The following is a 25,064-nucleotide window of genomic DNA, read 5'->3' on the forward strand; positions in this document are numbered from 1 at the left end:
CCTTTTCCGAGCGATCATGGGATCATGCCCGGCCGAGTGTGACGGGGACCCCGTTGAACACGGCGTTTCCCGAGGGTACGTCCACGATGGAATCGTCTGTCAGCGCGTTCGCGTTGACCCCCGCGTGCTCGGCGGCCACCAGCTGCGAGGTGCCCGCGTGTCCCCATCCGTGGGGCAGGCTCACCACTCCCGGCATGATCGTGTCGGTCGGCTCCAGCGGTACGACCAGCTCGCCGGCCGCCGAGCGCACCACCGCGTGCTCGCCCAGCCCGAGCCTGCTCACGTCGTCCGGATTGATCTGCAGGGTGCACCGGTTGGTCCCGCCGACCAGCGGGCCCACGTTGTGCAGCCAGCTGTTGTTGGAGCGCAGATGGCGCCGGCCGATCAGCACGATCTCCGCGGGGGGCACGGTCAGCCGCCCGCGCAGCCGCGCGACGTCCTCGACCAGCCGCGGCGGGGCCAGCTCCACCCGCCCCGAGGCGGTGCGGACGATCTCCGTCAGCCGGGGTTCCAGAGCGCCCAGGTCGATGCCGTGCGGGTTCGCCAGGAGCGTGGCCAGGGAGAGTCCGTAGGGGCCGAGCCTGAGCATGGCGTCCAGCCGCATCTCGGCTCCGCTGCCGCCGTCCAGCGAGGCACGCAGCTCGGCCGGGTCCCCGCCCTCCATCGGTGAGCCGGGCGTCTCGGCCGCCCTGCGGAGCATCTGGTCGAGGATCAGCTCGTCGAGCAGGGCCGGGTCGGCGTTCGCCCCCTGCCCAGAGGCGATCATCGTCAGCCGCGCCATGATCTCGGCCTCGGAGGGACGTCCCGGCTCCAGCGGCAGGACCGGCGGGGAGAACCTCGCGTAGTTGCGGACCGCGACGAACAGCAGCGACAGGTCGTAGTGCGGCGACTGCATCACCCGGGGCGGCGGCAGGATGACGTTCGCGTGCCTGGTGGTCTCGTTCAGGTACGGGTCCACGCAGACCACGAACTCCAGGTCACGGAAGGCCGCGTCCAGCCGGGGGCCGCCCGGCGCCGACAGCACCGGGTTGCCGGCCACCATGACCAGCCCTCTGACCTGCCCCTCGCCCGGTGTCTCGATCTCGTCCGCGAGGGTGGCCACCGGGAGCTCACCGTTCGCCTCCGGCAGTCCGCGGACGCGGCTGTGCCAGCGTCCCGTGGTGTACGGCCTGCTCCTGCGGCCGTTCTCCACCGCGGTTTTCGCGAACATGACCCCGCCGGGGCGGTCGAAGTTGCCGGTCAGGATGTTGACGACGTCGACCAGCCACTGCGTGACGGTGCCGAACTCGACGGTGCAGGTGCCGATCCGGGCGTAGACGGCGGCGGTCGGGGCCGCGGCCAGCTCGCGCGCCAGCCGTACGATCTCCGCGGCGGGCACCCCGCAGACCGGGGCCACGGTCTCCGGGGCGAAGTCCTCCGCCAGCCGTCTGACCTCGTCCAGCCCGTTGACCTCGACGCCCACCGAGGTCAGATCCTCGGCGAAGAGGGTGTGGACGATGCCGAACAGCAGGTAGGCGTCGGTGCCCGGCCTCACGAACAGGTGCTCGTCGGCGAGAGCGGCAGTGCGGGTGCGGCGCGGGTCGATGACCACGAGCCTGCCCCCGCGCCCGCGCAGCGCCTTGAGGCGGCCGGGGAAGTCAGGGGCGGTGCAGAGCGAGCCGTTGGACTCCAGCGGGTTGGCGCCGAGCATCAGCAGGTGGTCGGTGCGGTCCAGGTCGGGCACCGCGATGGCCAGCGGGTCGCCGAGCATCAGGCCGCAGGAGACGTGCTTGGGCATCTGGTCCGCGGTGCTCGCGGAGAAGACGTTACAGGTGCCGAGAGCGCGGATCAGGGGTGTGCCGTACAGGGCGCCCGCCATGGAGTGGGCGTTCGGGTTGCCGACGTAGACGGCCAGAGACTGGCGGCCGTGTGCGTCGATCACGCCCTTCAGACCCTCCTCGACCGTACGGAAGGCCTCGTCCCAGGACGCCTCGCGCCACGTCTCGCCCGTCCGGATCATCGGGACGCTCAGCCGGTCCGGGTCCTCGTCGAGGCGGCCCAGGCTTGCCCCTTTGGGGCAGATGAACCCCTTGGAGAACGGGTCGTCCGGGTCGCCCTTGACCGAGGTGACGTGCCCGGCGTCGTCGAGGGTGAGCCGGAGGCCGCAGACGGCCTCGCAGAGGGGGCAGGTCCGGTGTGCTGTTCTCATCGGCACTCCTGAGTTCGGCAAGTGAACTCATCATGGCCGTAGGCCGGGGCGAGGGGAAGCCCCCGAGGGCGAACTCGGGGGGCTTCCGTTGGAACCCAGGTGGCCCGCTGTGTCCCGCGACCGGGAGGTTCTCGCGGTCTGCTTCCCGTGGACCGGAGGCTCACGCGGCCCGTTGCCGTTGGTCGGCGGGCTCGTGCGGCCCGGGGAGCAGGGCGGCGGCGGAGCGGACGCCGGACTCCTCCCGCACGGTCCGGTGGGCCCGTGGGCTGACCCAGTCCGCCCGCCCGTACAACCGGTCGATTCCCATCGGGGGGCCGGTGAACTCGTCCCTGCGGACGATCTCGACGGCCAGCAGGTGCGCCCACCTGCGGTGCCGAAGGACCACGGTGTCTCGGGCGTAGCACGCCGACGCGATCTCGGCCGAGAACGCCTCGAAGTCCTCGGCACAGATCCCGGCCCTGGCGAGGATCAGCGCCCTCTCCCCGACGGCGGAAGGAGTGATCCACAGCACCAGCGGAAGCCGTCCCGAGCGGGTGTGTATCCCGGTCTCCACGCACGTCCTCTGGAGGCGGTGCCGGGAGATCAGACACCACGCGTGCGCCTTCACCCACCTGCGCCCGGAGCGGGAGGCGGCGGGGACGCCGGAGGTGCAGGCCAGAAGGGCGGAGGGCCACCAGTGGCCCTGTTTGAAGGAGAGGGCCGCCGCGGCCAGGACGGTCGAGGCGGCGGCGAGCAGGACGATCTCCGTCCGCCAGCGCCACAGCCGGACGAGGAGGCCCGTCCTGCCGGGTGGCCGGACGTCGGGGCGACCGTAGCGGTTGTTGCGGAGGTTACGCCGCGACATCGCCGCCCGCCCTCTTGCCGGGGACGGGCGCCAGGGCGAGGGCGGGGGCGGCGGTCCGCTCGGCCGCCAGGAGGTCGAACCGGGGCTCGCGGTAGTGCCTGCTCACGAAACCGGTCCTGGTCACGGTCCAGCCGAGCCGGTGGGCCCACTCGTCCTGGTCCATGCAGAGTTCTCGGTCGATGATGTAGATCAGATCGAGGATGAGGGTCTTGATTCCGCAGAGTCCCTTGGTACGGTGGAAGGACATAGGAGACTCCCTTCGTGGTTTCAACGTGGAGTTCTTGTGCCAACCGGGTCGGTGGCCGCCGACCCGGTGCTTTTTTGCGCCCGATCGGGCGCCCCCTGGTGCGTGCGACTCTGGGCCGTCGCCGGCCGGTTTCCTCCGCTCCCCCTGCTGGCCTCCCCGGTTCAACTCCGTCGCGCTGGAGACGGCGCCGTTGCCGATCAGGTGCGCGCCCGTTTCGCCCTGCGCGCGATTAGCGGAGGTCCTCGAAGACATCCCCCGGATGATCACCGGTGGATTCCCCGATCTTCCGAGAACCTTCCTGTTCTGATAGTCGCTCAGTAGAGATTTCCCTGCAAGACTTGCCGTAAGGAAAAAAGCAATAAACTTCTCCGAATGCACTGCAAACGACAGTGTAATTTGCACTACCATTCGTCTGGTTCCTGTCGAGACCATGACGTCCACCCGCCCGTCATGGCGAGGAGGTCGTGATGCCGGAACGTGGTAGTCCAGCGCTCCGCCGGCGTCGGCTGGGCATGGAGCTTCGCCGGCTCCGCGAAGGCCTGAACATGACCGGCGACGAGGTGTCCGACCGTCTCGGGTGGTCGACCGCCAAGGTCAGCCGCATCGAGACCGCCAGGACACTGGCCAGGGAGGAGGACGTCGAGGCGCTCTGCGGGCTCTACGGGGTCGACGAACACCTCCGGGAGGCTCTGGTCGCGCTGCGACACGACGCCGCCCGGAAGGGGTGGTGGGAGAGATATCGGAGTTCCGTCCCCGATGACTACATCACGCTCATCGGGATGGAGGCGGAGGCCACCATGACGCGAAACTGGGAACCCCAGGTCGTGCCCGGCCTTCTCCAGACGAAGGAATACGCCCGGGAGGTCCTCGCGGCGGGTCAACACGCCAGCCAGCTACCGTCGAGCTGGTTTCAGGATCGCGCGGAGATCCGGATGATGCGCCAGCACACCCTGCTGCGCGCGCCGCGACCGCTGACGCACATAAGCGTCTTCCACGAGTCCGTGCTGAAGAACCAGTACGGCGACGCCCAGGTCATGCGAGACCAACTTCTGCATCTGATCGAGATCTCCCGGTTACCGCACGTGGAGATACGGATCCTGCCCCAGGACGTTCCGCCGCCGGTGTCCACGGGCGCCTTCGTGCACCTGACGTTCTCCGAGTTCCCCGATGTCGTCTATCTGGAGTCCTTGTTCGGCGGACGGTTCATAGAGGACGCGGAGATGGTCTACGGGTACGAACGGGCCTTCGGTCATCTGGCGGAGCGGGCTCTGGACGAGGTGGCGTCGCAGGAACTGCTGAGAAACACAACGGAATACTGGGAAAGATAGCGGCAGGCCGCTATGCACATATTGGAAGACAAATGAACAAGAAACATATCAGCGCCGCTGACTGGAAGAAAAGCTCGCTCAGTTCCGTGAACGGGAACTGTGTCGAGGTGGCGGCGCTGGACGGGGGCCACATGGGGGTCCGGGACAGCAAGGAGCGGTCAGGGCCGGTCCTGGTCTTCACCCGCGAGGAGTGGGGGATCTTCATCGGCGCGATCAAGAAAGACGGATTACATCTCTGAGAGTTGAAAACGGCCCGCCGGTCGATGGCCGCGGGCCGTTTCCCCGGGCACCTCCCATCGCCTCGTGCGGGTCGAGGACTGCCGGGCCGCGAAGCTGTACATCCGGTTCGAGGTTCACGGGCCCGTCGCCGACCGCTGGATGGAGACGGTGTGCCGGGCGATCAACGATCTTTCGGGCAGGGGCCTGGTGGATACCCGCCCCGCGGCCTGAGGCGCCTCAAGCGGGCGGCGCTGACGGGGATGCCCATGCGGGTGCAGATGGTGGGGGAACCGTGGGCTCCACCGTCGCCGGTTTCCCGGTATGGGACCTGACGCGATAAACCCGCTGGTTAGCGGACTATTCCATGTAAGAGTCTTGCCTTTCCACGTCTTCTCGATGAGATTCTGACATTGGTGCTGTTGGGTGAGAGGACGGGCATGGAATCAGGTGATGCGTTGATCTGGAAGAAGAGCAGCCACAGTTCCCTCAATGGAAACTGTGTGGAGGTGGCACGGCTCTCCGGACGCGAAGTGGGTGTGCGCGACAGCAAGGACCAGGAAGGACCGGTGCTCGTTTTCGGCCATGCCGGATGGGCCGCGTTCGTCGGTGGGGTGAAGGGTGGGGAGTTCGACCTCTGAACGGTTCCGCACCTCGGACGGGGGCTTGCCCAACGGCGGTCAGGCCCCTTTCGCGTCCCCGGGGGCGGTCTCTCCGGAAACCGGGGAAAAGCCGTATGGCCCGCACCTGTCGGAGGTGCGAGCCATCCGAGGAGAGGGTGTGACCATTCGGCGGTGACGCCCAGGCCCCGGCCGAGGTCCTTGTGGATGTTCGTCCAGTACTCCACGACGCGCTTCTTCGTCTCGGCGGTGACCTCCGGGGCGGAGGAATCGAATCTCGTAGGGCGAGTTGTGCCACACATCGCGGGTGAGATGGCATCCTCGGATACCGATGGACACGTACAGCACCGCCCGACGTCTTGCCCTGGCCGCCACGATCACCGCCTCAGCCGTGCTCCTCGCGGCCTGCTCCACGGCCGAGTCGGTCACCCCCGGCGCACTCGCCGACGTCGAGGAGAAGCCGACCCCCCAGACGGAGCCCACGCCCACCCCCGAGCGCAAGCCGTACACCATCTCCTTTGGTGGCGACGTGCACTTCGAGGGCGTGCTGCGAACCCGTCTGAACGCCGACCCGAAGACCGCGCTCGGTCCGATCGCCAAGGTGCTCAGCCGCTCCGACCTGGCGATGGTCAACCTGGAGACCGCGATCACCACCGGTGGCACCCCCGCCCCGGGCAAGCAGTACACCTTCCGTGCTCCGGCGGCCGCGCTGACCGCGCTGAAGGCGTCAGGGGTGGACGTGGCGTCCCTGGCGAACAACCACGGCATGGACTACATGCAGAGCGGGTTGACCGACTCCCTCGCCGCCATAAAACGCGCCAAATTCCCCGTTGTGGGCGTGGGCAGGAACGAGGCCGAGGCCTACCGGCCGTGGCGGACCACCGTGAACGGCAACCGCGTCGCCATCATCGGCGCCACCCAGGTGCTGGACGCGGAGTTCGTCGGGGCGTGGACTGCCTCCGGTGACAAGGCCGGCCTCGCCTCGGCCAAGAACGAGGCACGGTTGATCCAGGAGGTGCGCAGGGCCCGCAAGAACTCCGACACCGTGATCGTCCACCTGCACTGGGGCACCGAACTGCAGAAGTGCCCCAACGAGGCGCAGCGCGGCCTGGCACCCAAGCTGGTCGCGGCCGGGGCGGATGTCATCGTGGGCGGCCACGCGCACATCCTGCTCGGCGGCGGCTACCTGAAGAACAGCTACGTCAACTACGGCATGGGTAACTTCGTCTTCTACAACTGGGGTCCGGAGACCGGCAGGACCGGCGTGCTCACTCTGACGATCAACGGCCGCAGGGTGCTCAAGGACCAGTGGACCCCGGCCAGCATCCAGGGCGGGGTGCCGATCCCGATCACCGGGCTCGGGCGGCAGCAGGCCGTCGCGAACTGGAAGGCGCTGCGTGACTGCACCGGACTGGCCGCCAGACCCGGTCGGTCCGGCTGACCGAGCCGGACCGGCCCCGTCCTCCCCGCGCCGCGTCGCCGTCGTATCCCCGCGGGTCACTGGGCGCAGCGCAGCCATCCCCGGGTGCTCGCCCGCATGATCACCGAGTTCGCCGAGCACGTCGAGGGGCACCGCCCTCCAGGGAACCGCGCGGGAACCGGCCCGGCGGCCGTGCACCGGCCGGTACGGTTGGCGGCGGCGAAGCCGGCTGGAATCCCCGGCTTTAGCCGTGGGGAGCGCTTCAATGACGAATAAGCACTGACCTGACGGCGTCAGGCGGGCAAGATGGTGGGGTGTCCATCGTGCCCGCCGAGGAGCCCTGCGAAGTCCCGCTGCGGCGTCAGCCCACCCAGCGACGGAGCGCACGGCGCGTGGAGCGAATGCTCGACGCGTGCGCCGACCTGCTGGACGAGATCGGCTACGACGCGCTTTCCACCACACGGATCGCCGAACGCGCGGGGGTCGCGATCGGCTCGGTCTACCAGTTCTTTCCCGACAAACGAGCCATCGCCCAGGCGGTGACCCGGCGTCACATCGAGGGGTTCGTCTCCCGGATCGGGAGACGCTTCCTGTCGGAGGACTACGCGGGCTGGTGGGACGCGGTCGACGCGATCATCGATGAGTACGTGGAGATGCACAGGACCGTGCCGGGTTTCCGGTCCCTGCACTTCGGCGACGTGGTCGACCTCAACCTGCTCGACGCCGGTTCTGAGAACAACACGGTGATCGCCGGACGGCTGCGCGGCCTCCTCCTGCAGGAGTACGGCCTGGCCGACAGCGAGGAGTTCGACCTGGCCATCCTGGTCGCGGTGGAGGCCGGAGACGCGGTGCTCAAGTTGGCGTTCCGCCGTGATCCGAACGGCGACCCGGAGATCGTGGCCGAGGCCAAGCGGCTGATCCGTGGCTATCTGAACCGTCAGTTCGCCCGGGTCTCGGTCTGAGGGAGCTGGGGGAGAAGGTTCTCGGCGAGAGACTCGCCGGTGTCCTCACGCGGGTTCCCGCCGCCGATCGAGTCCGGCGTGGTGAACACGGGCCCCGGGGCGGTGAGCCGTTCCTGATACTGCCGGACCCTGCCCCGGCGTTCGAGCTGGGACCACCGCTCCTGCGCGAAGGTCCCGCCGGCCGCCTCGGCCGCCCCGGCCGTCCCGGTCTCAACGCGCCTCTGTGCCGTCGGTCTCTGCGCTTCCAGCAGTCTCTGCGCTTCCAGCCCCTGCGGGTTCTGCCAGGCTGCTCCCGGTCTCTGGGTGCTCTGCCGCTGCACATCCTGCCGTTGCGCGCGCGGCCGTCTCTCGCGCGGCCACTCCGCGCTCGGCTCGATCGGCACCGCTACGACCGTGCCGGGTCCGGGCGGCAGCGTCCCCGACTCGACGCGGGAGCTCCGGACGGGCTCGGAGGGCTCGCGGCCGGAGGGGGGGACCGGTTGGAGACGTCGTGCCCGCTGGACCTGCTCCATCCTCTTGATCCGGGCGGCGAGCTTCTCATGACGGAGCCTGCTCTCCAGGGTGAGCAGCTCCTGGTGGGCCTGACCGATCGCCTCCATCTTGACCGACAGATATCCGGCGGACCCCGGAACGATCACAGAGAAGGCCAGGAGAAGCATCAGGGTGAAGGCCGTCTGCCTGGACATGCCCATCGCAGCTCCTCCCAATGATGTGCTCCCCTAGCAGGAGTCATCGCTCATATGCCCGTTTTACTGGAGAAACACGCGCACCGTAGTCGTTCGTTTACTCAAGGTCATGTGGCCAATACCTACCGTTGGCCGTACGCGGTCGAGCGTCGCTCGGTACTCTCGCGATGTGGCGCATGTGACACGTGAGCAACTTGATCGATTGCTTGAGCAGGCACTTCTGGCCGACGATCACGAAGCCCTGGCTTGGCGACTCGAAGCCCTGGTCGAGGCGTACGCGTCCGGCGACATGTCGCGGGCGGCGATCCTCGTGCTCGCCGCCGAGGAGTGGCGGCAGGCCGGACAGCCCGCTCGGGCCCTTGACTGCTTCCAGCGGGCGGTGGACGACGGTGGCGAGGTGAGCGTCGATCCCCGGGCCGGGATCGCCGACACCCTTTTCGAGCTCGAACAGCCGGACGAGGCGAGAGAAGTGATCGCCGCGATTCACGCGGTCGGCGAGGTCACCGCGGCCACCGCTCTCACGGTCGCTGAGACGCTCGTCGCCTACGGAGACCTCGGGGAGGCCCATCGGTGGGCCACCGAGGGGGCGCACCGGGCGGTGGAGGGCGGGGGTGAGCACATCGCCCTGCTCAGAACCCGCTACCGGATCCGCGTCGACCTCGGGCTCCCCGAAGACGAGCTCGACGCCCTCCTTGACGCTTCGTGCTGACGGCGGCCGCCGCTCCGGCTGCCTGCCCTGAAACCAGGAAAGGGTCGTGCCCGTTGAGGCACGACCCTTCCTCCGTGGTGGTTCGCGATCCGGTGACTACCCCACATTGAGGCCCGGGATCGTCCTCTCCAGCGCGGGGAGGACGGAAAGCTCCGCGCTGCCCTCCGTGGTGGCGGCCTCGCCCGCGGCGGTGTCCGGCACCGCGGGAGTCTCCGGCGCCGCGGGGGTCTCCGGGCGTGCGACGGCCGGAGGCTCCACCACCGGCGTTTCGGCCGACGGCAGGTCTTCGGTGACGGCGTCCGCCTGGGCCGGCTGGGGCAGCGGCGCCGTGTCGTCGTCCGGCGTGACCGCCGCTTCGGCGGGCCGCTCGGGCGCCGGGGGCACCGGGGCCCGCAGCCAGCTGATGCCGTCGCTGGGAGCACCCGGCGCGCCCGGCAGGCCGGGCAGGTCCGGCGCGTCGGCCACGATGCTCACCCAGGAGTTCGTCCACTCGTGACCGGGAAGGCTCGACAGCCCGAAGGGCAGCGCGTGGTAGCCGGTGCCCGCGGCGACGCCCCCGGCATCGGCGAAGCTGACCAGCGCCGAGGCCTGGGAGAGATCCGGCAGGTCGGTGACGTGTGCGAGCCGGTCCGCGGTCACCGGCATCTCGCCGGTGCCGGCGGTCACCGATGCCCCGGCGCCGTCCGTCACGACCGGCGTCTCGCCGATGTTCGCGGTCACCGACGCCCCGGAACCGTCCGCGGTCGCCGGCGCCCCGGCGGTCGTCGTCCCGCCGGCTGCCGCGGCGCCTCCGACGTCGCCGGCCTCCTCGCAGGCGGCCGCCATGGCCCCGGGCGCCTGTGGTGCCTCCGCCGCCTCGCGCTCCTGGCAGGGTGCGACCTCCGCCGAGGCCGGAGAGACCATGGTCCAGCCGGCGCCGGCGGTGAGCAGCGCCACCGCGAGGATTCCCCTGATGTTCCGTGATGAGTTCGACATGCGCGTCCCCCTGTTGCGTTCGGTAATCCGATGACTGCTGAACGTAACAGGGGGGTCTTGCCCAGGGGCGCGCTTAACCCAATGGTGGTCGAGCCATTACCGGACCCCATCCGGTGATGGTCAAGCCCTTACCGGGCCGATGCTCAGGGAGTCGCTCGCCTCGTCGAGGTCGACCAGCACCTCGTCGCCGTCCTGGACCTCGCCGGAGAGCACCTCCTTGGCCAGCTTGTCGCCGATCGCGGACTGGACGAGGCGGCGGAGCGGGCGTGCGCCGTACAGCGGGTCGTAGCCCGTCAGCGCCAGCCAGTCGCGTGCCGCCGGGGTCACCGTCAGCGTGAGCCGCCGGTCTGCCAGGCGCCTGGCCAGGTGGGTCACCTGCAGGTCCACGATCTGGGAGAGCTCCTCGGTGCCGAGCGCGTCGAACTGGATCACGTCGTCGAGCCGGTTGAGGAACTCGGGCTTGAACGAACTCCTGACCGCGGCCATCACGGCGGTCCGCTGAGCCTCCTTCGCCATGCTCGGGTCCACGAGGAACTGCGAGCCGATGTTGGAGGTGAGGATCAGGATCACGTTGCGGAAGTCGACGGTCCGGCCCTGTCCGTCGGTGAGCCGTCCGTCGTCGAGCACCTGGAGCAGGATGTCGAAGACCTCGGGGTGGGCCTTCTCGACCTCGTCCAGCAGCACCACGGTGTACGGCCTGCGCCGCACGGCCTCGGTGAGCTGGCCACCCTCCTCGTAGCCCACGTAACCGGGTGGGGCGCCCACCAGCCGCGAGACGCTGTGCTTCTCGCCGTACTCGCTCATGTCGATGCGGACCATCGCCCGCTCGTCGTCGAACAGGAAGTCCGCCAGCGCCTTGGCCAGCTCCGTCTTGCCGACGCCCGTCGGACCAAGGAACAGGAAGCTGCCGGTCGGCCGGTCCGGGTCGGAGATGCCGGCCCGCGCTCGCCGTACGGCGTCGGAGACCGCTTCGACCGCCTGCCGCTGGCCGATCAGCCGCCTGCCGAGTTCCTCCTCCATGCGGAGCAGTTTGCTGGTCTCGCCTTCGAGCAGCCGACCTGCGGGGATGCCGGTCCACGAGGAGATGACCTGGGCGATGTCGTCGGCGCCGACCTCCTCCTTGACCATCGGGTTCTCGGGCTGGGCGGCCTTGCTGGCCTCGGCGAGCTTGGCCTCCAGGCTGGGCACCTCGGCGTACATCAGCCGCGAGGCGGCCTCGAAGTCGCCGTCGCGCTGCGCGCGCTCGGCGGCGCTCCGCACCTCGTCGATCTGCTTCTTCAGGTCACCGACCCGGTTGAGTCCGGCCTTCTCCTGCTCCCACCGGCCGACCAGGGCGTTGAGCTCCTCCTGGCGGTCGGCGAGTTCCCCGCGGAGCCGCTCCAGCCTCTGCAGGCTGCTCTCGTCGGTCTCCTTGGAGAGCGCCAGCTCCTCCATCTTCATCCGGTCCACGTTCCGCTGGAGCTGGTCGATCTCGACGGGACGGGAGTCGATCTCCATGCGGAGCCGGGAGGCGGCCTCGTCGACAAGGTCGATCGCCTTGTCGGGCAGGAAGCGGGAGGTGATGTAGCGGTCGGAGAGGGCGGCGGCGGCCACGAGCGCGCCGTCGGCGATCTGGACCTGGTGGTGTGCCTCGTAGCGCCCCTTGAGGCCGCGCAGGATGGCGATCGTGTCCTCGACGGTGGGCTCGCCCACGTAGACCTGCTGGAACCGCCGCTCCAGCGCGGGGTCCTTCTCGATGCGCTCGCGGTACTCGTCCAGTGTGGTGGCGCCGATCATCCTCAGCTCGCCGCGGGCGAGCATGGGCTTGAGCATGTTGCCCGCGTCCATCGCGCCCTCGCCGGCGCCCGCGCCGACCATGGTGTGCAGCTCGTCGATGAAGGTGACGACCTGGCCGTCACTCTCCTTGATCTCCCCGAGCACCGCCTTGAGACGTTCCTCGAACTCGCCGCGGTACTTGGCGCCGGCGACCATCGCGCCCAGGTCGAGCGCGATCAGGCGCTTGTCGCGCAGGCTGGAGGGCACGTCACCCGCGACGATCCGCTGGGCCAGCCCCTCCACCACGGCGGTCTTTCCGACGCCGGGCTCGCCGATGAGCACCGGGTTGTTCTTGGTACGGCGGCTGAGCACCTGGACGACGCGCCGGATCTCCGAGTCGCGGCCGATCACCGGATCGAGCTTGCCCGCCCGGGCCCGCTCGGTCAGGTCGATCCCGTACTTCTCCAGCGCCTGGTAGGTGTCCTCGGGCGTCTCGCTGGTCACCCTGGCGTGCCCGCGTACCTTCTCGAAGGCGTCGAGCAGCGCGTTCGGGCTCGCGCCGCGCGATTTGAGCAGTTCGGCGACGGGGCCGCCGTCCGTGGCGAGACCGACCAGCAGGTGCTCGGTCGAGACGTAGTCGTCCTCAAGGCCGCGGGCCCGCTGGGCCGCCGTGTTCATCACGGTGAGAAGCTGCCGGGAGCTCGACGGGGCGCTGACCGTGGCGCCCTGTGCCTTCGGCAGGGCCGCGAGCTGCTTCTCGGCCTCGATCCGCAACTGCTTCCAGTCGGCGCCCACCGCTTCGAGCAGGGGCACCGCGGTGCCGCCGGTCTGGGCGAGCAGTGAGGTGAACAGATGGGCCGGGGCGACCTCGGGGTTACCCTCCGCGGCTGCCCGCCGGATGGCGGAGGAGACCGCCGCCTGACTCTTCTGGGTGAGCTTGTAGTCCATTGACTTCCCTCGTGTGGTTCAGGGCGTGCTGCTGGCGACGCTGCGCGTCGCGGTTCGGCCGCTCTTACCCGGCTCCTTCCCTCGTCGAGCGGGGTTGCTCGTTCCTCGCAACCCCGCTCTCCTCAGTCCAGTCGCCGGCGCGGCCTCACGGGTAGTCCCACGAGAGGGATCACTTATCCCGTCTTTTACGGCTTCCGGATTCAGTCGCCGGAGGGTGCTCACGGGTGGGGGTTTCAGGCGGGAGGTAGCTGGTACTGGATGAGGGCGCGGATCATGTTCATCTCCGCGCGGAGACGGTGGTTCTCGTCACGCAGGCGCAGGGCCTCCGTTTCGAGGACCAGGATTCGCTTGATGCCCGCGAGGTTGATGCCCTCCTCCTGGGAGAGCCGCTGGACCTCGCGGAGCATCATGATGTCGCGGGTGGAGTACAGGCGTCCGCGTCCCGCCGTACGGCCTGGGCTGACCAGGCCGAGACGGTCGTACTGGCGAAGGGTCTGCGGGTGCAGACCTGACAGCTGGGCGGCCACCGAGATCACATAGACGGGTGTGTCATCCGACAGATCGAAGTAGTTGGCTTCCATGGCTACTCGCTTCTGGCCTGTTCGATGAGGTCCGCCCGTGGGTCACCACCCGAGGTGGCGTCGCGGAACTCCTCAAGGGCCCCTCTCGCCTTGTCCTCCAGCTGCTGTGGCACCAGAACCTCGATCGTGGCGAGCAGATCGCCCTTGGTGCCGTCCTTGCGTGCCACACCCCTGCCGCGCACCCGGAAGGTGCGGCCGTTCGGGGTGCCCTCGGGGATGCGCAGCGTGACCGGCATTCCCTTGAGAATCGGCACCTTGATCTCGGCTCCCAGCGCCGCCTCGGTGAAGGTGACCGGGACGGTGACCGTCAGGTTCTCACCCGTCCTGCCGAACACGGAGTGCGGCTTGACGTGGATCTGGACGTAGAGGTCACCGGCGGGGCCGCCGTTCTCCCCGGGCGCGCCCTTCGCCTTGACCTTGATGCGCTGGCCGTCGCCGACCCCTGCCGGGATGCGGGCCTGGATCGTGCGGGTGCTCTTGCCCCGCCCACTCCCCTCACACACCTGGCACGGGTCGTCCACCAGCAGGCCGCGGCCCTTGCAGTCGCGGCACGGCTCGGAGAAGGCGAAGTTTCCGAGGTTGCGGCTGGCCGCCCCGGTGCCCTCGCAGGTCGGGCAGACCCGCGGGGTGGTGCCGGCCTTGGCGCCGGTTCCCCCGCACGCGGTGCACGCGGACGAACTGGTCAGCCGGAGCGAGACCGTGGTGCCCTCCACCGCCTCGGAGAAGGAGAGCGAGACCTCGGACTCGATGTCCTGGCCGCGCCGTGCCCTGGTCGACGTCCCGCCGGGGCGGCTCGCGCCACCCCGGTTGAAGAGGCCGCCGAAGATGTCGCCGATGCGCTCCCCGGCGCCGCTCTGCTGGTGGGTGCCTCCGAAGAGGTCCCCCAGATCGAACGGGAACCCACCCGCGCCGGTGCGCGGAGCCCCCCCGGTCCCCGCGTAGCCGCCCAGGCCCGATCCGAACAGCGTCCGCGCCTCGTCGTACTCCTTGCGGCGCTTGGTGTCGGACAGGATGTCGTAGGCCTCGGAGACCTCCTTGAACTTGGCGGTGCTCTCGGAGGTCGCCGAGCTTCCGGGGTTGGCGTCAGGGTGGTACTTCCTGGCCAGCTTCCGGTACGCCTTCTTGATCTCATCGGCCGTGGCGGTCTTGGGCACACCAAGGACGGCGTAGTAGTCCTTCTCCAAGTAGTCCTTGGTGCTCATCCACGTTCCTTCTCAGAGATCGGATCTTGGGGGGTCAGTTGTCGTCCGCGGCCGGCTCTTCGGGCTCGGCCACCGCGACTCGCGCGGGGCGGAGCACTCGCTCGCCGATCCGGTAACCGAGCTGCAGGATCTCCACGCAGGTCGGCTCCGTGACGTCGGGGGAGTAACTGTGCATCAGGGCCTCGTGCACCGTCGGGTCGAACGGTTCGCCCTTGGTACCGAAGGCGCTCAGCCCCAGTTTCCCCGTGGCCGTCTCCAGCGACTCGCTCACCTTGGCGAAACCGCCGGTCAGCTCGCCGTGGTCGCGGGCCCGGCCGATGTCGTCGAGGACAGGAAGCAGTTCGGCCAGCGCACCGGCCACCGCCTGCTCCTTGACCACAGCCCGGTCCCGCTCGACCCGCTTGCGATAGTTGGAATACTCGGCCTGAAGACGCTGTAGGTCCGCGGTGCGCTCGGCGAGCTGGGTGGCCAGCTCGATCGAGGCGAGGTCCGATGCCAGGGAGGACGAGGACGACCTGTCGGCCTGCTCCTTGTCGCTCTGACCCGTGGCCTCCGCCGGGGCCGTCTCGCGGACCTGTCCCGTCTCCGGGTCTATCTTCCGGTTGTCGCGGATCACCGGCTCCTCCTCGGAACCGTTCTCGCGCGTGCTCACGCTGCTGCTCCCCTCGACTTTCCGGCCGTCACTTGGTGTCGCTGTCGCGCTTCGGGTCGTCGTCCACGATCTCGGCCTCGACCACGTCGTCATCCGCCTTCTGCCCGGCGGTGGCGTCCGCCCCGGGGGCGCCGGTCGGGGCCTCGGAGGCCTGCGACTGAGCGTAGATGGCGGAGCCCATCTTCTGGCTGACCGTGGCGAGCTTCTCCGCGGAGGCGCGGATCTCGGACGAGTCGGTGCCCTCCAGGGCCTTCTTGAGCTCGGCGACGGCCTCGTTGACCTCGGTCTTGATGTCGTCCGGGACCTTCTCGGCGTTCTCGCCGAGGAACTTCTCGGTCTGGTAGACGAGCGAGTCGGCGTTGTTACGCGTCTCGGCCTCTTCGCGGCGCTTCTTGTCCTCGTCGGCGTAGGACTCGGCCTCGCGCATCATGCGCTCGATGTCGTCCTTCGGCAGCGCGGAGCCGCCGGTGATCGTCATCGTCTGCTCCTTGCCGGTGCCGAGGTCCTTGGCGGAGACGTTGACGATGCCGTTGGCGTCGATGTCGAAGGTGACCTCGATCTGCGGGATCCCGCGCGGCGCCGGGGCGATGCCGGTCAGCTCGAAGGTGGCCAGCTTCTTGTTGTACGCCGCGATCTCGCGCTCGCCCTGGTAGACCTGGATCTGCACCGACGGCTGGTTGTCCTCGGCCGTGGTGAAGACTTCGGAGCGCTTGGTCGGGATCGTGGTGTTACGCTCGATGATCTTGGTGAAGATCCCGCCCTTGGTCTCGATGCCCAGGCTCAGCGGGGTCACGTCGAGCAGCAGGACGTCCTTGACCTCGCCCTTGAGCACACCGGCCTGGAGGGCGGCGCCGATGGCCACGACCTCGTCCGGGTTGACGCCCTTGTTGGGCTCCCTGCCGGCGGTCAGCTCCTTGACGAGGTCGGCGACGGCGGGCATACGGGTCGAGCCGCCGACGAGCACCACGTGGGCGATGTCGGAGACCTTGATGCCGGCGTCCTTGACGACCTGGTTGAACGGGCCCTTGCACCGCTCGAGCAGGTCGGCGGTGAGCCGCTGGAACTCGGCGCGGGTGAGCTTCTCCTCCAGGTGGAGGGGACCCTCGGCCGAGGCGGTGATGTAGGGCAGGTTGATGGAGGTCTCCGACTGGCTGGAGAGCTCGATCTTGGCCTTCTCCGCGGCCTCACGCAGGCGCTGGAGGGCCATCTTGTCCTTGGTCAGGTCGACGCCGTGGGCGTTCTTGAACCGGGTGGCGAGCTCGTCGACGACGCGCTGGTCCCAGTCGTCACCACCGAGGTGGTTGTCGCCGCTGGTGGCCTTGACCTCGACGAAGCCGTGGCCGTCCTCCTGGCCGACGTCGAGCAGGGACACGTCGAAGGTGCCGCCGCCGAGGTCGAAGACGAGGATGGTCTCGTCCTTGTCCTTGTCCAGGCCGTAGGCGAGCGCCGCGGCGGTGGGCTCGTTGATGATGCGCAGCACGTTGAGGCCGGCGATGGTGCCGGCTTCCTGGGTGGCCTGACGCTGAGCGTCGTTGAAGTAGGCGGGAACGGTGATCACCGCGTCGGTGATCTTCTCGCCCAGGTAGGCCTCGGCGTCCTGCTTGAGCTTCTGCAGGACGAAGGCGCTGATCTGCTGCGGGGAGAACTTCTTGCCGTCGATCTCGACGGCCCAGTTGGTGCCCATCTCGCGCTTGACCGAGCGAATCGTCCGGTCGACGTTGGTGACGGCCTGCCGCTTGGCGACCTCTCCGACGAGGACCTCGCCGTTCTTCGCGAAGGCGACCACGGACGGCGTGGTCCGCGAACCCTGGGCGTTGGCGATGACGGTGGGCTCACCGCCCTCAAGAATCGAGACGACGGAGTTGGTCGTCCCCAGGTCGATACCTACCGCACGTGCCATGAGTACGTCCTTGTAGTCAAAGTTGAGTCGATGCCACTCATAGTGGAACCTCGTGCAAGGTTTGTCAAACGACTTGAGTCTATTGCGCTCAACCCTCGACCGCGTGAAAGCATTCCCGGCTTCCGGGAAACAGCAGGCGTTCCCTGTCTCCCAACGAAGGAGCACGCGTGATCGCTCCCCCTGATCCCGGTCCGAGGACCGGGACGTGATCGGCTCTCCCGAACTCGGCCTGGCGCCCGGCACCGGTGAGTGGTCGCCACGCGACGACTTCGACCGGGTCTTTGACGCCCACTTCGCCGAGATCCACCGCTACATCGCCCGGCGTCTGGACGTCGACGCCGCCGACGACCTCGCGGCCGAGACCTTCCTTGTGGCCTTCCGGGCCCGCGACCGTTTCGACGCCGCGCGGGGCGGCGTCCGGCCCTGGCTGTACGGCATAGCCACCAACCTGCTGGCCAAACACCGGCGCAGCGAGGTGCGCCGGTGGAAGGCGCTCAGCCGTGTCGAGGCGGCGGGTCAGGTGGACGGCCACGAGGACGTCGTGACCGCCAGGGTCGCCGCGGGGCAGGTGACCGGCCGTCTCGCGGGGGCGCTGGCCGGTCTGGCCAAGCGCGACCGCGACGTCGTCCTGCTCGTCGCCCTCGGCGGCCTCGGCCACGCCGAGGTGGCGGATGCGCTCGGCATCCCCTACGGGACCGTGGCGTCCCGGCTGAACCGCGCCCGCAGGCAACTCCGCAAGGCACTGGGCGACGTCAACCCGCTGAAGGAGGCCCACGATGGATGAGATCGGCCTGCTGGCGTCCTCCCTGCCGGACGCGCCGCCGCCCGCGCCCGAGGTGGTCGCCCGCGCCCGCGCCCGCCTGACCACCCACACCACCCACGGGGTACGGCGCGGCCGTCACCTCAACTGGACGCTGATCATTGGAGCCGCCATGGCAACCGCCGCCGTCATCACCGTGGTCGCACTCGCCGCGACTCTCCTGGCCCCGGCCCCGGCCCCGGTGCTGGGGACGCCGAAGACCGGGGAGCGACTGCTCCTGGAACTCGCGGACAGGGTGGAGAAGCTGCCAGCCGAGACCGGCGCCTACTGGCGTGTCCAGGGGACTCGCGTCCACCGGCATCTGGTCGGCAAGGAACCCACGCGCTACTGGATCGCGTCCAGAGGGGACATCGTCCAGTGGGCCCCGCGGAAGCCGGGAGCCTTGTACGTCCAGGAGACGGAGTCGTTCGGTATCCGGCCGGACACACCGGCGGACGAGAAGATCTGGCGGAAGCAGGGCTCGCCCGACCGGTGGCGCCTGCCCAAGTGCGACAACGCCTCTGTCTGCGGTCCGACCGTCCTCGAAGACAAGCGGTCGCGACGCAAGTACCGGACCATGGGACAGGTCACCGAACCCGGCATGGGCGGTCTCAGCGTCGCCGAGCTGGATGCCCTCCCGACCGATCCGGCGCGGCTGCGGGAGCGCCTTGAGGGCTACCACAAGGCCGATCAGAAGCGGGGCGTCCCGTGGTCCTGGGAGGAATTCATCAGGAGTGCCGTGCGCAACATGATGACCGCGCCGACCCGTCCCGGACTCCGGGCGGCGTTGCTGCGCCTGTATGCGGAACAGTCCGAGGCCCGGACGGCACGGGAGGGCAACGATCCGCTGGGCCGTTCCGCCATCGTCGTCACCGTCGGTGACGAGATCAGTTACCAGGTGGGCACCCGCCTGGTGCCGACCACGAAAGAGATCTTCTTCGATTCTCGGACCGGTGAGGGCACGACCGAGAGATTCGTCACGGTGAACGCCGAAGGCGGGTTCCCCAAGGGCATTGTGGTCTCCTCCATCGTCATCGACAAGATGGGCTGGACCGATGAGCGGCCCAAGCTTCCCCCGGGCTGCCGCGGGAAGGCCGGCGTCACCTGCTGACCCCTCCGGTACGGCTCCCGCACTGCGGGAGCCGTACCGGGCTCAGCGCTTGGCGCCGTCGACCACCTTGCGGCCGTCGAGGGGTTTCCTGAGCTTGACGGTCGTCACCTTCTGGATGGCGATCTCGATGCAGGCGACGTTCTGGGCCTTGCTGCTCGGGCCCTCCCAGAGGGTGACGGTCACCCTCTTGGAGGTCTCCCGCACGGTGACCCGGTCGAGCACGGTGCACGGCTCGACCCCGGACCACCAGACGATCCGCAGGCTCCGGCCGTCCTTCGACGGTTTGGCCGTCAGCCACCTGACCTTGCGGGGATTGTCCGTGTGACCCTCGGGTCTCGTCGGCTTGGGGACACCGCCGGTTGGTTCGTCCCGGGGCGCCACGGTATGGCTCACCGGCTGCGAGGGGGCGGCGCTGGTGGTGACGGTGGCGCTGGGGTCGGTGCCGCAGCCCAGGGCCAGCAGGAGGCTTCCGGCCAGGATGGAGGTCGCGATCATACGCATACTCCTAAGACGGACCGGAGTCCCGTCAGGTTCAGGACATCCTGATGTCGCGCTGCCGTACGTCGGTCATGACCGCCGAGACGGTGACGAAGTCGTTGTCGACGTGGAGCACCGTCAGCCCGTGGTGTACGGCGGTCGCGCACAGCAGCAGGTCGATCGGCCCGGCGGAACGGTGCAGGCCCTTCTGGGTGAGCTTGTACTGCGCGTTCTCCACCCAGCGCCACGCGGACTTGGGGACCGTCGCCAGGCCGCAGAGATCGTTTAGCTCCGCCTCCAACTCGTCGCGGTGGGCCGGGCCGAGCGCGGAGTAGAGGAACTCGGTTCTTGTGGGCTCGCAGATCCTCAGTGCCCCCGAGGCTATCCGGTCGACCCACGCCTCCTGCGTCTCGGGAGTGCGCAGGAGGTGCCACAGCGCGGACGTGTCCGCCAGGTAGGCAATCACGAGAAGGCGTCATCCCGGGTCTCTTTGGCCGCGCGGTGTGCCTTCGCCGCACTGTCGAACTCTCCTTGGGCCGCTCGGGCGGAGAGTGCCTCCAGCGCCTCGATGCGCCTGACGCGTGTCACGTACTCTCGCAGGGCGGCGTTCACCGTGTCCTTTTTCGTGGTGGTGCCAAGCATGCGCATCGCTTCCGCGAGCGCCTCGTCGTCAAGGTCGATCTGGGTGATGCTCATTTTCACCCCCATTATGTTGGTGATGTATGTCCATAGCATACACCGCCATCCCCCTGTTCGGCGGGATGATTTCGCCGGGAGGAGGGCCGATAGGCTGCGGGGAGTTTCGATCCCCGACTTCGAGGTGCTCACATGATCGCGATTCTTGGAACCGGCAAGATGGGAGAGGCCCTGCTGTCCGGGCTGCTCAGAGCCGGGTTCAAGCCGGGCGACGTGATGGCGACGGCACGACGTGCCGAGCGGGGCGAGGCCCTCGCGAAGCAGTACGGCATCCGGGTGGTCTCCAACGCCGAGGCCGCCAAGAGCGCCGACACGATCATCCTCGCGGTCAAGCCGCAGGACATGGGGTTCCTGCTCGCCGAGATCGCGGCGCACCTGCCGGCCGACCGGCTGGTCATCTCGGCGGCGGCGGGCATCACGACCTCGTTCGTCGAGTCGCGGCTCGGCGCCGAGATCCCGGTGGTCCGGGTCATGTCCAACACGCCGGTGCTGGTCGACGAGGCGATGAGCGTGATCTCGGCGGGAGCGCACGCCTCCGAGGAGCACCTCAAGCGTGCCGAGGACCTGTTCAGCCCGGTCGGCAAGGTGCTGCGCATCCCGGAGGCGCAGCAGGACGCGGCCACGGCCCTGTCGGGTAGCGGTCCCGCCTACTTCTTCTATCTCGTCGAGGCCATGGTCGACGCCGGAATCCTGCTCGGCATGCCCCGTGCCGCCGCCCTTGACATGGTCACCCAGTCGATCGTCGGCGCGGCGATCATGCTCCGTGACTCGGGCGAGCACCCGGTGATACTGCGTGAGGCGGTCACCTCGCCGGGGGGCACCACCATTGCCGCCATCGCCGAACTGGAGCGGCACAGCGTCCGAGCCGCCTTCCTGGCCGCCATCGAGGCCGCCAGGGACAGGGGACGCCAACTCGCTGAGGGCTGAGCTCGCCCCGCTAGGAAATCTGTTAGGAAATTTTCCTATATAGCGGCATCATTTTCCGCAGAACTTCGGGGGAAATGGGGCCATCGTGGGGCAGGCCGTACTGGATGATGATCAGCGGGAACTCGGCGGCCCCTCCGTCTGGACGCGGAGCTTCCTGCTCTTCTTCACCGCCAGATCGATCTCCATGCTCGGCGCGTCGATGGTGCCGTTCGCGACGGCGGTGGGGGTGGGCGGGCTCGGTTACGGTCCCACCGGGGTGGGGCTGGCGCTGGCCGCCTGGATGGCGCCCTTCGCGGTGCTGATCCTGTTCGGCGGGGTGTTCGCCGACAGGTTCACGCCGCGCCGCATGATGATCGGCGCCGACACGGTCCGGATGGTGACCCAGGGGATCAGTGCGGTGCTGTTCATCTCCGGCAGGCCGGACCTCTGGCAGATCCTCGTCATCTCCGCGGTCAACGGTGTCGCCGCCGCGATGTACCAGCCGGGGGTCTCCAGCACGGTCCCGCGGGTGGCGCGGGACGTGCAGAGGGCCAACGCCACCCTGCGCGTCTCCGAGTCGATCATGATGCTGGCCGGGCCGGGGGTCGCCGGTGCCATCGTCGGCTTCTGGGGGGTCGGCGTCGTCTTCGCGATCGAGGCCGTGGGGTTCGCCGTCAGCGCGGTCTGCCTGCTCCTCCTGCGTCTGCCCGCGGTCGCCTTCCAGACCGTGGCGCGGTCGGTCTGGCGTGACCTGCGCGGTGGCTGGCAGGAGTTCCGCTCCAGGACCTGGATGTGGTCGGTGATCCTGGTCTGGACGGTCTTCGGCGTCGCCCTGTTCGGCCCGATGATTCCGCTGGGCTCGGTGCTGATCACCGAGCGGCTCAGCGAGACCGCCTACGGCCTGGTCATGTCCGCCTCGGGCGCGGGCACTGTCGTCGGCGGTCTGATCGCCATGCGGGTCCGCCCGGGACGGCCGCTGATGGCCGGCGCGATCGGCCTGTTCGGCTTCGCCCTGGAGCCGCTCTCCATCGCCCTGGCATCGCCGCAGGGGGTCCTCATGGCCGCGCATGTGATCGGCGGCGCGGGATGGGCGTTCTGGTCGGTCATGTGGGCCACGAGCATCCAGACCCAGGTGCCCGCGGAGGCGCTCAACCGGGTCACCGCCTACGAGGTCGCCGGCTCGACCCTGTTCGTCCCGATCGGCCAGGTGCTCGCCGGCCCGGTGGCAGGGGTGATGGGTGCGCCGCAGTTGCTGACGGTGTCCTCGATCGTGGCGGTCGCCGGATGCGCCTCACTTCTCCTGGTCCCCGCTGTCCGGGGACTGCGCCGGGTGCACCCCACCTGACCACATCGTCCGGAGGGTGCTCCGGACGGTGTTCCGGGCAGCGGTCTCGTGTCCCGGCACCCGGAACTGTTAATAGCAATAAATTAGGATATTTCGCTCAGATGAAAACCGCTCTGTCCTCCGAGACGCGTGCGTAAACCGCATTCCGTACACGTGCGGTAACGTCGAGCCGGGAGTAGGAAGATCGGGCCGTGGCGCGTGGCGTCGCGACCAGACAGGGAGTGCGCATGAGCCGATCCGTGCGGGTTGTCTGGGACGATGCGCTCATCTCCTACGATTTCGGCCCGGGGCACCCGCTCGCGCCCGTGCGGGTCGAGCTGACCATGGCGCTGGCCAGGGAACTGGGCGTGCTGGACCTGGTGGAGATGAGCGGATGCGCGCCCGCCACCGACGACGAGCTGGCGCTCGTTCACAAGCGTGACTACATCGAGGCGGTCAAACGGGTCTCCGCCACCGGGCGACGCGACCTGGCCTGCGGGCTCGGCACCGAGGACAATCCCGCCTTCGTCGGGGTCCACGAGGCGTCCGCGCTGATCACCGGGGCCAGCCTGGCCGCGGCCCGCGCGGTGTGGACCGGCGAGGTCGAGCACGCGGTCAACGTCGCGGGCGGCCTGCACCACGCGATGCCCGCCCTGGCGAGCGGGTTCTGCGTCTACAACGACCCAGGTGTGGCGATCGCGTGGCTGCTGGCCCAGGGCGCGTCCAGGGTCGCCTACGTGGACGTGGACGTGCACCACGGCGACGGCGTGCAGGCGATGTTCTACGACGATCCCAGGGTTCTCACCATCAGCCTGCACGAGAGCCCCCGTACGCTCTTCCCCGGTACGGGCTTCCCCAATGAGAGCGGCGCGGAGGGCACCGCGGTCAACGTGGCCCTGCCCGCCGGCTGCGGCGACAGCGACTGGCTGCGGGCCTTCCACGCGGTGGTCCCGCCGCTGCTGCGGGAGTTCGCCCCCGAGGTCCTGGTCACCCAGCACGGCTGCGACAGTCACGCCCTCGACCCGCTGGCCAACCTGATGCTCAGCCTGGACGGCCAGCGCGTGGCGTACGCGGCGCTGCACGAACTGGCCCACGAGACCGCGGGCGGGCGATGGGTCGTGACCGGTGGCGGGGGGTACGAGCTGGTGCAGGTCGTGCCCCGGGCGTGGACCCACCTGATCGCGGAGGTGGCGGGCCACCCGCTCGACCCGAGGACCGCCACTCCCGGGGCGTGGCGCACGTTCGTCAAGGAACGGACCAACCAGTCGGCACCCCTGACGCTGACCGATGGCCGGAATCCGGAATTTCGCGATTTCTCCGCCGGTTATGACCCAGCAGACCCGATCGACCGAGCCATCATGGCGACAAGAAAAGCCATCTTCCCCTTCCACGGCCTCGACCCCCTCCCGTAACCCAGGCCCTCGGATCCCCCAGGCCCCTTCCGGAGGGAGATCGGCCCTCAACCGAACTGGGGAGCGCCGCGAGGTCGCGCCGGTTACTTGATCTGAAGCCGCGAAGGACGGGGTAAGTGGTCCGCCTTGAGGGACTACTCGTGAGGACGCGCCGGTGACTGGACTGAGGAGCGAAGGAGCGAAGCGGATGAGCGACGAGGGAAGGAGCCGGGTAAGAGGGGCCGAACCGCGACGCGAGGCGTCGCCGATGACCCGTGCCGAGCTTCGTGAGCACCTGGTCCGGACTCGGATCGCCGGTGATGTGGCGACCAGTCGGGAGAACAACCTGGACCACTACCGGTCGCTGGCCAACCGTGATCCGCACTACATGTTCGGGCTGACCGTGGACGGAACCTGGTCCTATCGGGACGTGCTGGAGTTGATGGCCAAGTCCGCCGGGGTGGTGGCCGATCCGCTGCACCGGGAGGGGCAGGACACCATCGACCCCGACCGTACGATCGAGGCGGTCGAGAAGATGGGCGACACGATCGCGGGAGTGCTTGGCAGGGAGAATCCGCAGATCCTGATCGCCACCGGGCACCCCACCGGCCTGCTCACCATTCACCTGGCCCTGGCCCGGATGCTCAGGGCGCGCGGGGCGGTCCTGATGAGCCCGGCCGAGGGGTGGTCGTACTGGGGCAGCGGGTTCGGCCGCAGGCGCAAGATCCGTTATCTGGACGACGTCGCGATGCTCGACGACAAGGGCGCCTTCGTGCACACCCACGACCCCGCCCCGATGCGGGCCATGATCGCCGAGCTTGACGCGGACCGTCCCGATCTGGTGATCGCCGACCACGGCTGGGCCGGAGCGGCGGGCGAGGCGGGCATCCTCACCGTCGGATTCGCCGACAGCAACGACCCCGCGCTCTTCGTCGGGGAGGCCGAGGGCAAGATCGCGGCGACCGTTCCGCTCGATGACAACGTGCTACCGAGGCATTACGAACCGCTGACGCACCACCTGGTCGAGAGGGTCGCGCGAGCCCTCTGAGACGGGGGATGCGCAAATTGGGTCATCCCTATACAAGTATTTCGCGCCTGCATTCCATGGAGCTCGCCGACCGTTTGCC

At 69.0% G+C, this 25,064-nt stretch carries 25 protein-coding genes and 1 pseudogene; 13 read left to right on the forward strand and 13 right to left on the reverse strand.

The window, feature by feature from the left end:
* Positions 1-22: 22 nt before the first annotated feature.
* From ACQP0P_RS04485 to ACQP0P_RS04495, 3 genes are all read right to left on the reverse strand, one after another.
* Positions 23-2,188 carry a molybdopterin-dependent oxidoreductase gene (locus ACQP0P_RS04485; protein ID WP_433371232.1) on the reverse strand — a complete coding sequence of 722 codons (2,166 nt, stop codon included), beginning with the start codon at positions 2,186-2,188 and terminating at the stop codon, positions 23-25.
* A gap of 160 nt (positions 2,189-2,348) precedes the next feature.
* On the reverse strand, positions 2,349-3,032 hold the full coding sequence (locus ACQP0P_RS04490) for a hypothetical protein (protein WP_433371235.1): 684 nt from the start codon (positions 3,030-3,032) through the stop codon (positions 2,349-2,351).
* The gene (locus ACQP0P_RS04495; protein ID WP_433371238.1) at positions 3,019-3,279 is read right to left on the reverse strand and encodes a hypothetical protein; all 261 of its coding nucleotides are present in this window, start codon (positions 3,277-3,279) and stop codon (positions 3,019-3,021) included. Before ACQP0P_RS04495 ends, ACQP0P_RS04490 begins: the two co-directional genes overlap by 14 nt.
* Before the next feature lie 467 nt (positions 3,280-3,746).
* On the opposite strand from ACQP0P_RS04495, the gene ACQP0P_RS04500 reads away from it, so the two are divergent.
* From ACQP0P_RS04500 to ACQP0P_RS04525, 6 genes are all read left to right on the forward strand, one after another.
* The gene (locus tag ACQP0P_RS04500) at positions 3,747-4,607 is read left to right on the forward strand and encodes a helix-turn-helix domain-containing protein (RefSeq protein WP_433371241.1); all 861 of its coding nucleotides are present in this window, start codon (positions 3,747-3,749) and stop codon (positions 4,605-4,607) included.
* Between the two features lie 32 nt (positions 4,608-4,639).
* A complete protein-coding gene (locus tag ACQP0P_RS04505) occupies positions 4,640-4,846 on the forward strand; it encodes a DUF397 domain-containing protein (RefSeq protein ID WP_433371243.1) in 207 nt (68 codons plus the stop codon).
* A gap of 64 nt (positions 4,847-4,910) precedes the next feature.
* A complete protein-coding gene (locus ACQP0P_RS04510; RefSeq protein ID WP_433371246.1) occupies positions 4,911-5,057 on the forward strand; it encodes a hypothetical protein in 147 nt (48 codons plus the stop codon).
* Positions 5,058-5,263: 206 nt separating this feature from the next.
* Entirely contained in the window at positions 5,264-5,464 is a 201-nt protein-coding gene (locus tag ACQP0P_RS04515; protein ID WP_433371249.1) for a DUF397 domain-containing protein, read from the forward strand.
* Positions 5,465-5,774: 310 nt separating this feature from the next.
* Positions 5,775-6,884: a CapA family protein gene (locus ACQP0P_RS04520; protein WP_433371252.1), complete on the forward strand. Its 1,110-nt coding sequence runs from the start codon at positions 5,775-5,777 to the stop codon at positions 6,882-6,884.
* A 293-nt stretch (positions 6,885-7,177) separates the two neighbouring features.
* On the forward strand, positions 7,178-7,825 hold the full coding sequence (locus ACQP0P_RS04525; protein ID WP_433371255.1) for a TetR/AcrR family transcriptional regulator: 648 nt from the start codon (positions 7,178-7,180) through the stop codon (positions 7,823-7,825).
* Here ACQP0P_RS04525 and ACQP0P_RS04530 read toward each other — a convergent pair.
* A complete protein-coding gene (locus tag ACQP0P_RS04530; RefSeq protein WP_433371258.1) occupies positions 7,801-8,511 on the reverse strand; it encodes a hypothetical protein in 711 nt (236 codons plus the stop codon). The genes ACQP0P_RS04525 and ACQP0P_RS04530 overlap by 25 nt on opposite strands.
* Positions 8,512-8,680: 169 nt before the next feature.
* Here ACQP0P_RS04530 and ACQP0P_RS04535 point away from each other — a divergent pair, with 169 nt between their 5' ends.
* On the forward strand, positions 8,681-9,220 hold the full coding sequence (locus ACQP0P_RS04535; RefSeq protein ID WP_433371260.1) for a hypothetical protein: 540 nt from the start codon (positions 8,681-8,683) through the stop codon (positions 9,218-9,220).
* 96 nt (positions 9,221-9,316) lie between these two features.
* Here ACQP0P_RS04535 and ACQP0P_RS04540 read toward each other — a convergent pair whose 3' ends face one another.
* From ACQP0P_RS04540 to dnaK, 6 genes and pseudogenes are all read right to left on the reverse strand, one after another.
* Positions 9,317-10,195 (reverse strand): hypothetical protein, encoded by an 879-nt coding sequence (locus ACQP0P_RS04540; protein ID WP_433371263.1) that lies wholly within the window; start codon positions 10,193-10,195, stop codon positions 9,317-9,319.
* 120 nt (positions 10,196-10,315) lie between these two features.
* Positions 10,316-12,898, reverse strand: a complete 2,583-nt coding sequence (clpB, locus tag ACQP0P_RS04545) for an ATP-dependent chaperone ClpB (RefSeq protein ID WP_433371266.1) — start codon at positions 12,896-12,898, stop codon at positions 10,316-10,318.
* 328 nt (positions 12,899-13,226) lie between these two features.
* Positions 13,227-13,479 (reverse strand): annotated as a pseudogene (locus ACQP0P_RS04550) (heat shock protein transcriptional repressor HspR); the annotation flags it as partial.
* Positions 13,480-13,481: 2 nt separating this feature from the next.
* Positions 13,482-14,681 (reverse strand): molecular chaperone DnaJ, encoded by a 1,200-nt coding sequence (dnaJ, locus tag ACQP0P_RS04555; protein WP_433371269.1) that lies wholly within the window; start codon positions 14,679-14,681, stop codon positions 13,482-13,484.
* Positions 14,682-14,715: 34 nt separating this feature from the next.
* Positions 14,716-15,333, reverse strand: a complete 618-nt coding sequence (grpE, locus tag ACQP0P_RS04560) for a nucleotide exchange factor GrpE (RefSeq protein ID WP_433371272.1) — start codon at positions 15,331-15,333, stop codon at positions 14,716-14,718.
* 28 nt (positions 15,334-15,361) lie between these two features.
* Positions 15,362-17,233: a molecular chaperone DnaK gene (dnaK, locus tag ACQP0P_RS04565; RefSeq protein WP_433371274.1), complete on the reverse strand. Its 1,872-nt coding sequence runs from the start codon at positions 17,231-17,233 to the stop codon at positions 15,362-15,364.
* Between the two features lie 205 nt (positions 17,234-17,438).
* Between dnaK and ACQP0P_RS04570 the strand changes: the two genes are divergently transcribed.
* Together ACQP0P_RS04570 and ACQP0P_RS04575 are read left to right on the forward strand one after the other, a co-directional pair.
* The gene (locus ACQP0P_RS04570; protein ID WP_433371277.1) at positions 17,439-18,017 is read left to right on the forward strand and encodes an RNA polymerase sigma factor; all 579 of its coding nucleotides are present in this window, start codon (positions 17,439-17,441) and stop codon (positions 18,015-18,017) included.
* The gene (locus ACQP0P_RS04575) at positions 18,010-19,143 is read left to right on the forward strand and encodes a hypothetical protein (RefSeq protein WP_433371280.1); all 1,134 of its coding nucleotides are present in this window, start codon (positions 18,010-18,012) and stop codon (positions 19,141-19,143) included. The genes ACQP0P_RS04570 and ACQP0P_RS04575 overlap by 8 nt, the downstream gene beginning before the upstream one ends.
* Positions 19,144-19,185: 42 nt before the next feature.
* Here the strand turns inward: ACQP0P_RS04575 and ACQP0P_RS04580 are convergent, their stop codons facing one another.
* Genes ACQP0P_RS04580 through ACQP0P_RS04590 form a run of 3 tightly spaced genes read right to left on the reverse strand, consistent with a single transcriptional unit; the run spans position 19,186 to position 20,316 of the window.
* Positions 19,186-19,638, reverse strand: coding sequence for a hypothetical protein (locus ACQP0P_RS04580; protein WP_433371283.1), 453 nt, complete (start codon positions 19,636-19,638; stop codon positions 19,186-19,188).
* Between the two features lie 37 nt (positions 19,639-19,675).
* Positions 19,676-20,086, reverse strand: a complete 411-nt coding sequence (locus ACQP0P_RS04585; protein WP_433371285.1) for a PIN domain nuclease — start codon at positions 20,084-20,086, stop codon at positions 19,676-19,678.
* Positions 20,083-20,316 carry a type II toxin-antitoxin system VapB family antitoxin gene (locus ACQP0P_RS04590; RefSeq protein ID WP_433371287.1) on the reverse strand — a complete coding sequence of 78 codons (234 nt, stop codon included), beginning with the start codon at positions 20,314-20,316 and terminating at the stop codon, positions 20,083-20,085. The genes ACQP0P_RS04585 and ACQP0P_RS04590 overlap by 4 nt, the downstream gene beginning before the upstream one ends.
* Before the next feature lie 132 nt (positions 20,317-20,448).
* On the opposite strand from ACQP0P_RS04590, the gene proC reads away from it, so the two are divergent.
* From proC to ACQP0P_RS04610, 4 genes are all read left to right on the forward strand, one after another.
* Positions 20,449-21,243 (forward strand): pyrroline-5-carboxylate reductase, encoded by a 795-nt coding sequence (gene proC / locus ACQP0P_RS04595; protein WP_433371290.1) that lies wholly within the window; start codon positions 20,449-20,451, stop codon positions 21,241-21,243.
* An 85-nt stretch (positions 21,244-21,328) separates the two neighbouring features.
* Entirely contained in the window at positions 21,329-22,567 is a 1,239-nt protein-coding gene (locus ACQP0P_RS04600; RefSeq protein WP_433371292.1) for an MFS transporter, read from the forward strand.
* Between the two features lie 227 nt (positions 22,568-22,794).
* Entirely contained in the window at positions 22,795-23,958 is a 1,164-nt protein-coding gene (locus ACQP0P_RS04605) for an acetoin utilization protein AcuC (protein ID WP_433371295.1), read from the forward strand.
* Positions 23,959-24,145: 187 nt separating this feature from the next.
* Positions 24,146-24,985, forward strand: a complete 840-nt coding sequence (locus ACQP0P_RS04610) for a phosphatase (protein ID WP_433371298.1) — start codon at positions 24,146-24,148, stop codon at positions 24,983-24,985.
* Positions 24,986-25,064 lie beyond the last annotated feature (79 nt).

Origin of the sequence: Streptosporangium sp. CA-115845, from assembly GCF_050943795.1 — a bacterium.
Lineage (GTDB): Bacteria > Actinomycetota > Actinomycetes > Streptosporangiales > Streptosporangiaceae > Streptosporangium.

Bases quoted from the DNA above. Each gene is read 5' to 3' on its own strand.
- ACQP0P_RS04485 (WP_433371232.1), bottom strand. From the start codon at position 2,188: ATGAGAACAGCACACCGGACCTGCCCCCTCTGCGAGGCCGTCTGCGGC.
- ACQP0P_RS04490 (WP_433371235.1), bottom strand. From the start codon at position 3,032: ATGTCGCGGCGTAACCTCCGCAACAACCGCTACGGTCGCCCCGACGTC.
- ACQP0P_RS04495 (WP_433371238.1), bottom strand. From the start codon at position 3,279: ATGTCCTTCCACCGTACCAAGGGACTCTGCGGAATCAAGACCCTCATC.
- ACQP0P_RS04500 (WP_433371241.1), top strand. From the start codon at position 3,747: ATGCCGGAACGTGGTAGTCCAGCGCTCCGCCGGCGTCGGCTGGGCATG.
- ACQP0P_RS04505 (WP_433371243.1), top strand. From the start codon at position 4,640: ATGAACAAGAAACATATCAGCGCCGCTGACTGGAAGAAAAGCTCGCTC.
- ACQP0P_RS04515 (WP_433371249.1), top strand. From the start codon at position 5,264: ATGGAATCAGGTGATGCGTTGATCTGGAAGAAGAGCAGCCACAGTTCC.
- ACQP0P_RS04520 (WP_433371252.1), top strand. From the start codon at position 5,775: ATGGACACGTACAGCACCGCCCGACGTCTTGCCCTGGCCGCCACGATC.
- ACQP0P_RS04530 (WP_433371258.1), bottom strand. From the start codon at position 8,511: ATGTCCAGGCAGACGGCCTTCACCCTGATGCTTCTCCTGGCCTTCTCT.
- ACQP0P_RS04540 (WP_433371263.1), bottom strand. From the start codon at position 10,195: ATGTCGAACTCATCACGGAACATCAGGGGAATCCTCGCGGTGGCGCTG.
- clpB (WP_433371266.1), bottom strand. From the start codon at position 12,898: ATGGACTACAAGCTCACCCAGAAGAGTCAGGCGGCGGTCTCCTCCGCC.
- dnaJ (WP_433371269.1), bottom strand. From the start codon at position 14,681: ATGAGCACCAAGGACTACTTGGAGAAGGACTACTACGCCGTCCTTGGT.
- dnaK (WP_433371274.1), bottom strand. From the start codon at position 17,233: ATGGCACGTGCGGTAGGTATCGACCTGGGGACGACCAACTCCGTCGTC.
- ACQP0P_RS04575 (WP_433371280.1), top strand. From the start codon at position 18,010: ATGGATGAGATCGGCCTGCTGGCGTCCTCCCTGCCGGACGCGCCGCCG.
- ACQP0P_RS04580 (WP_433371283.1), bottom strand. From the start codon at position 19,638: ATGATCGCGACCTCCATCCTGGCCGGAAGCCTCCTGCTGGCCCTGGGC.
- ACQP0P_RS04590 (WP_433371287.1), bottom strand. From the start codon at position 20,316: ATGAGCATCACCCAGATCGACCTTGACGACGAGGCGCTCGCGGAAGCG.
- proC (WP_433371290.1), top strand. From the start codon at position 20,449: ATGATCGCGATTCTTGGAACCGGCAAGATGGGAGAGGCCCTGCTGTCC.
- ACQP0P_RS04605 (WP_433371295.1), top strand. From the start codon at position 22,795: ATGAGCCGATCCGTGCGGGTTGTCTGGGACGATGCGCTCATCTCCTAC.
- ACQP0P_RS04610 (WP_433371298.1), top strand. From the start codon at position 24,146: ATGAGCGACGAGGGAAGGAGCCGGGTAAGAGGGGCCGAACCGCGACGC.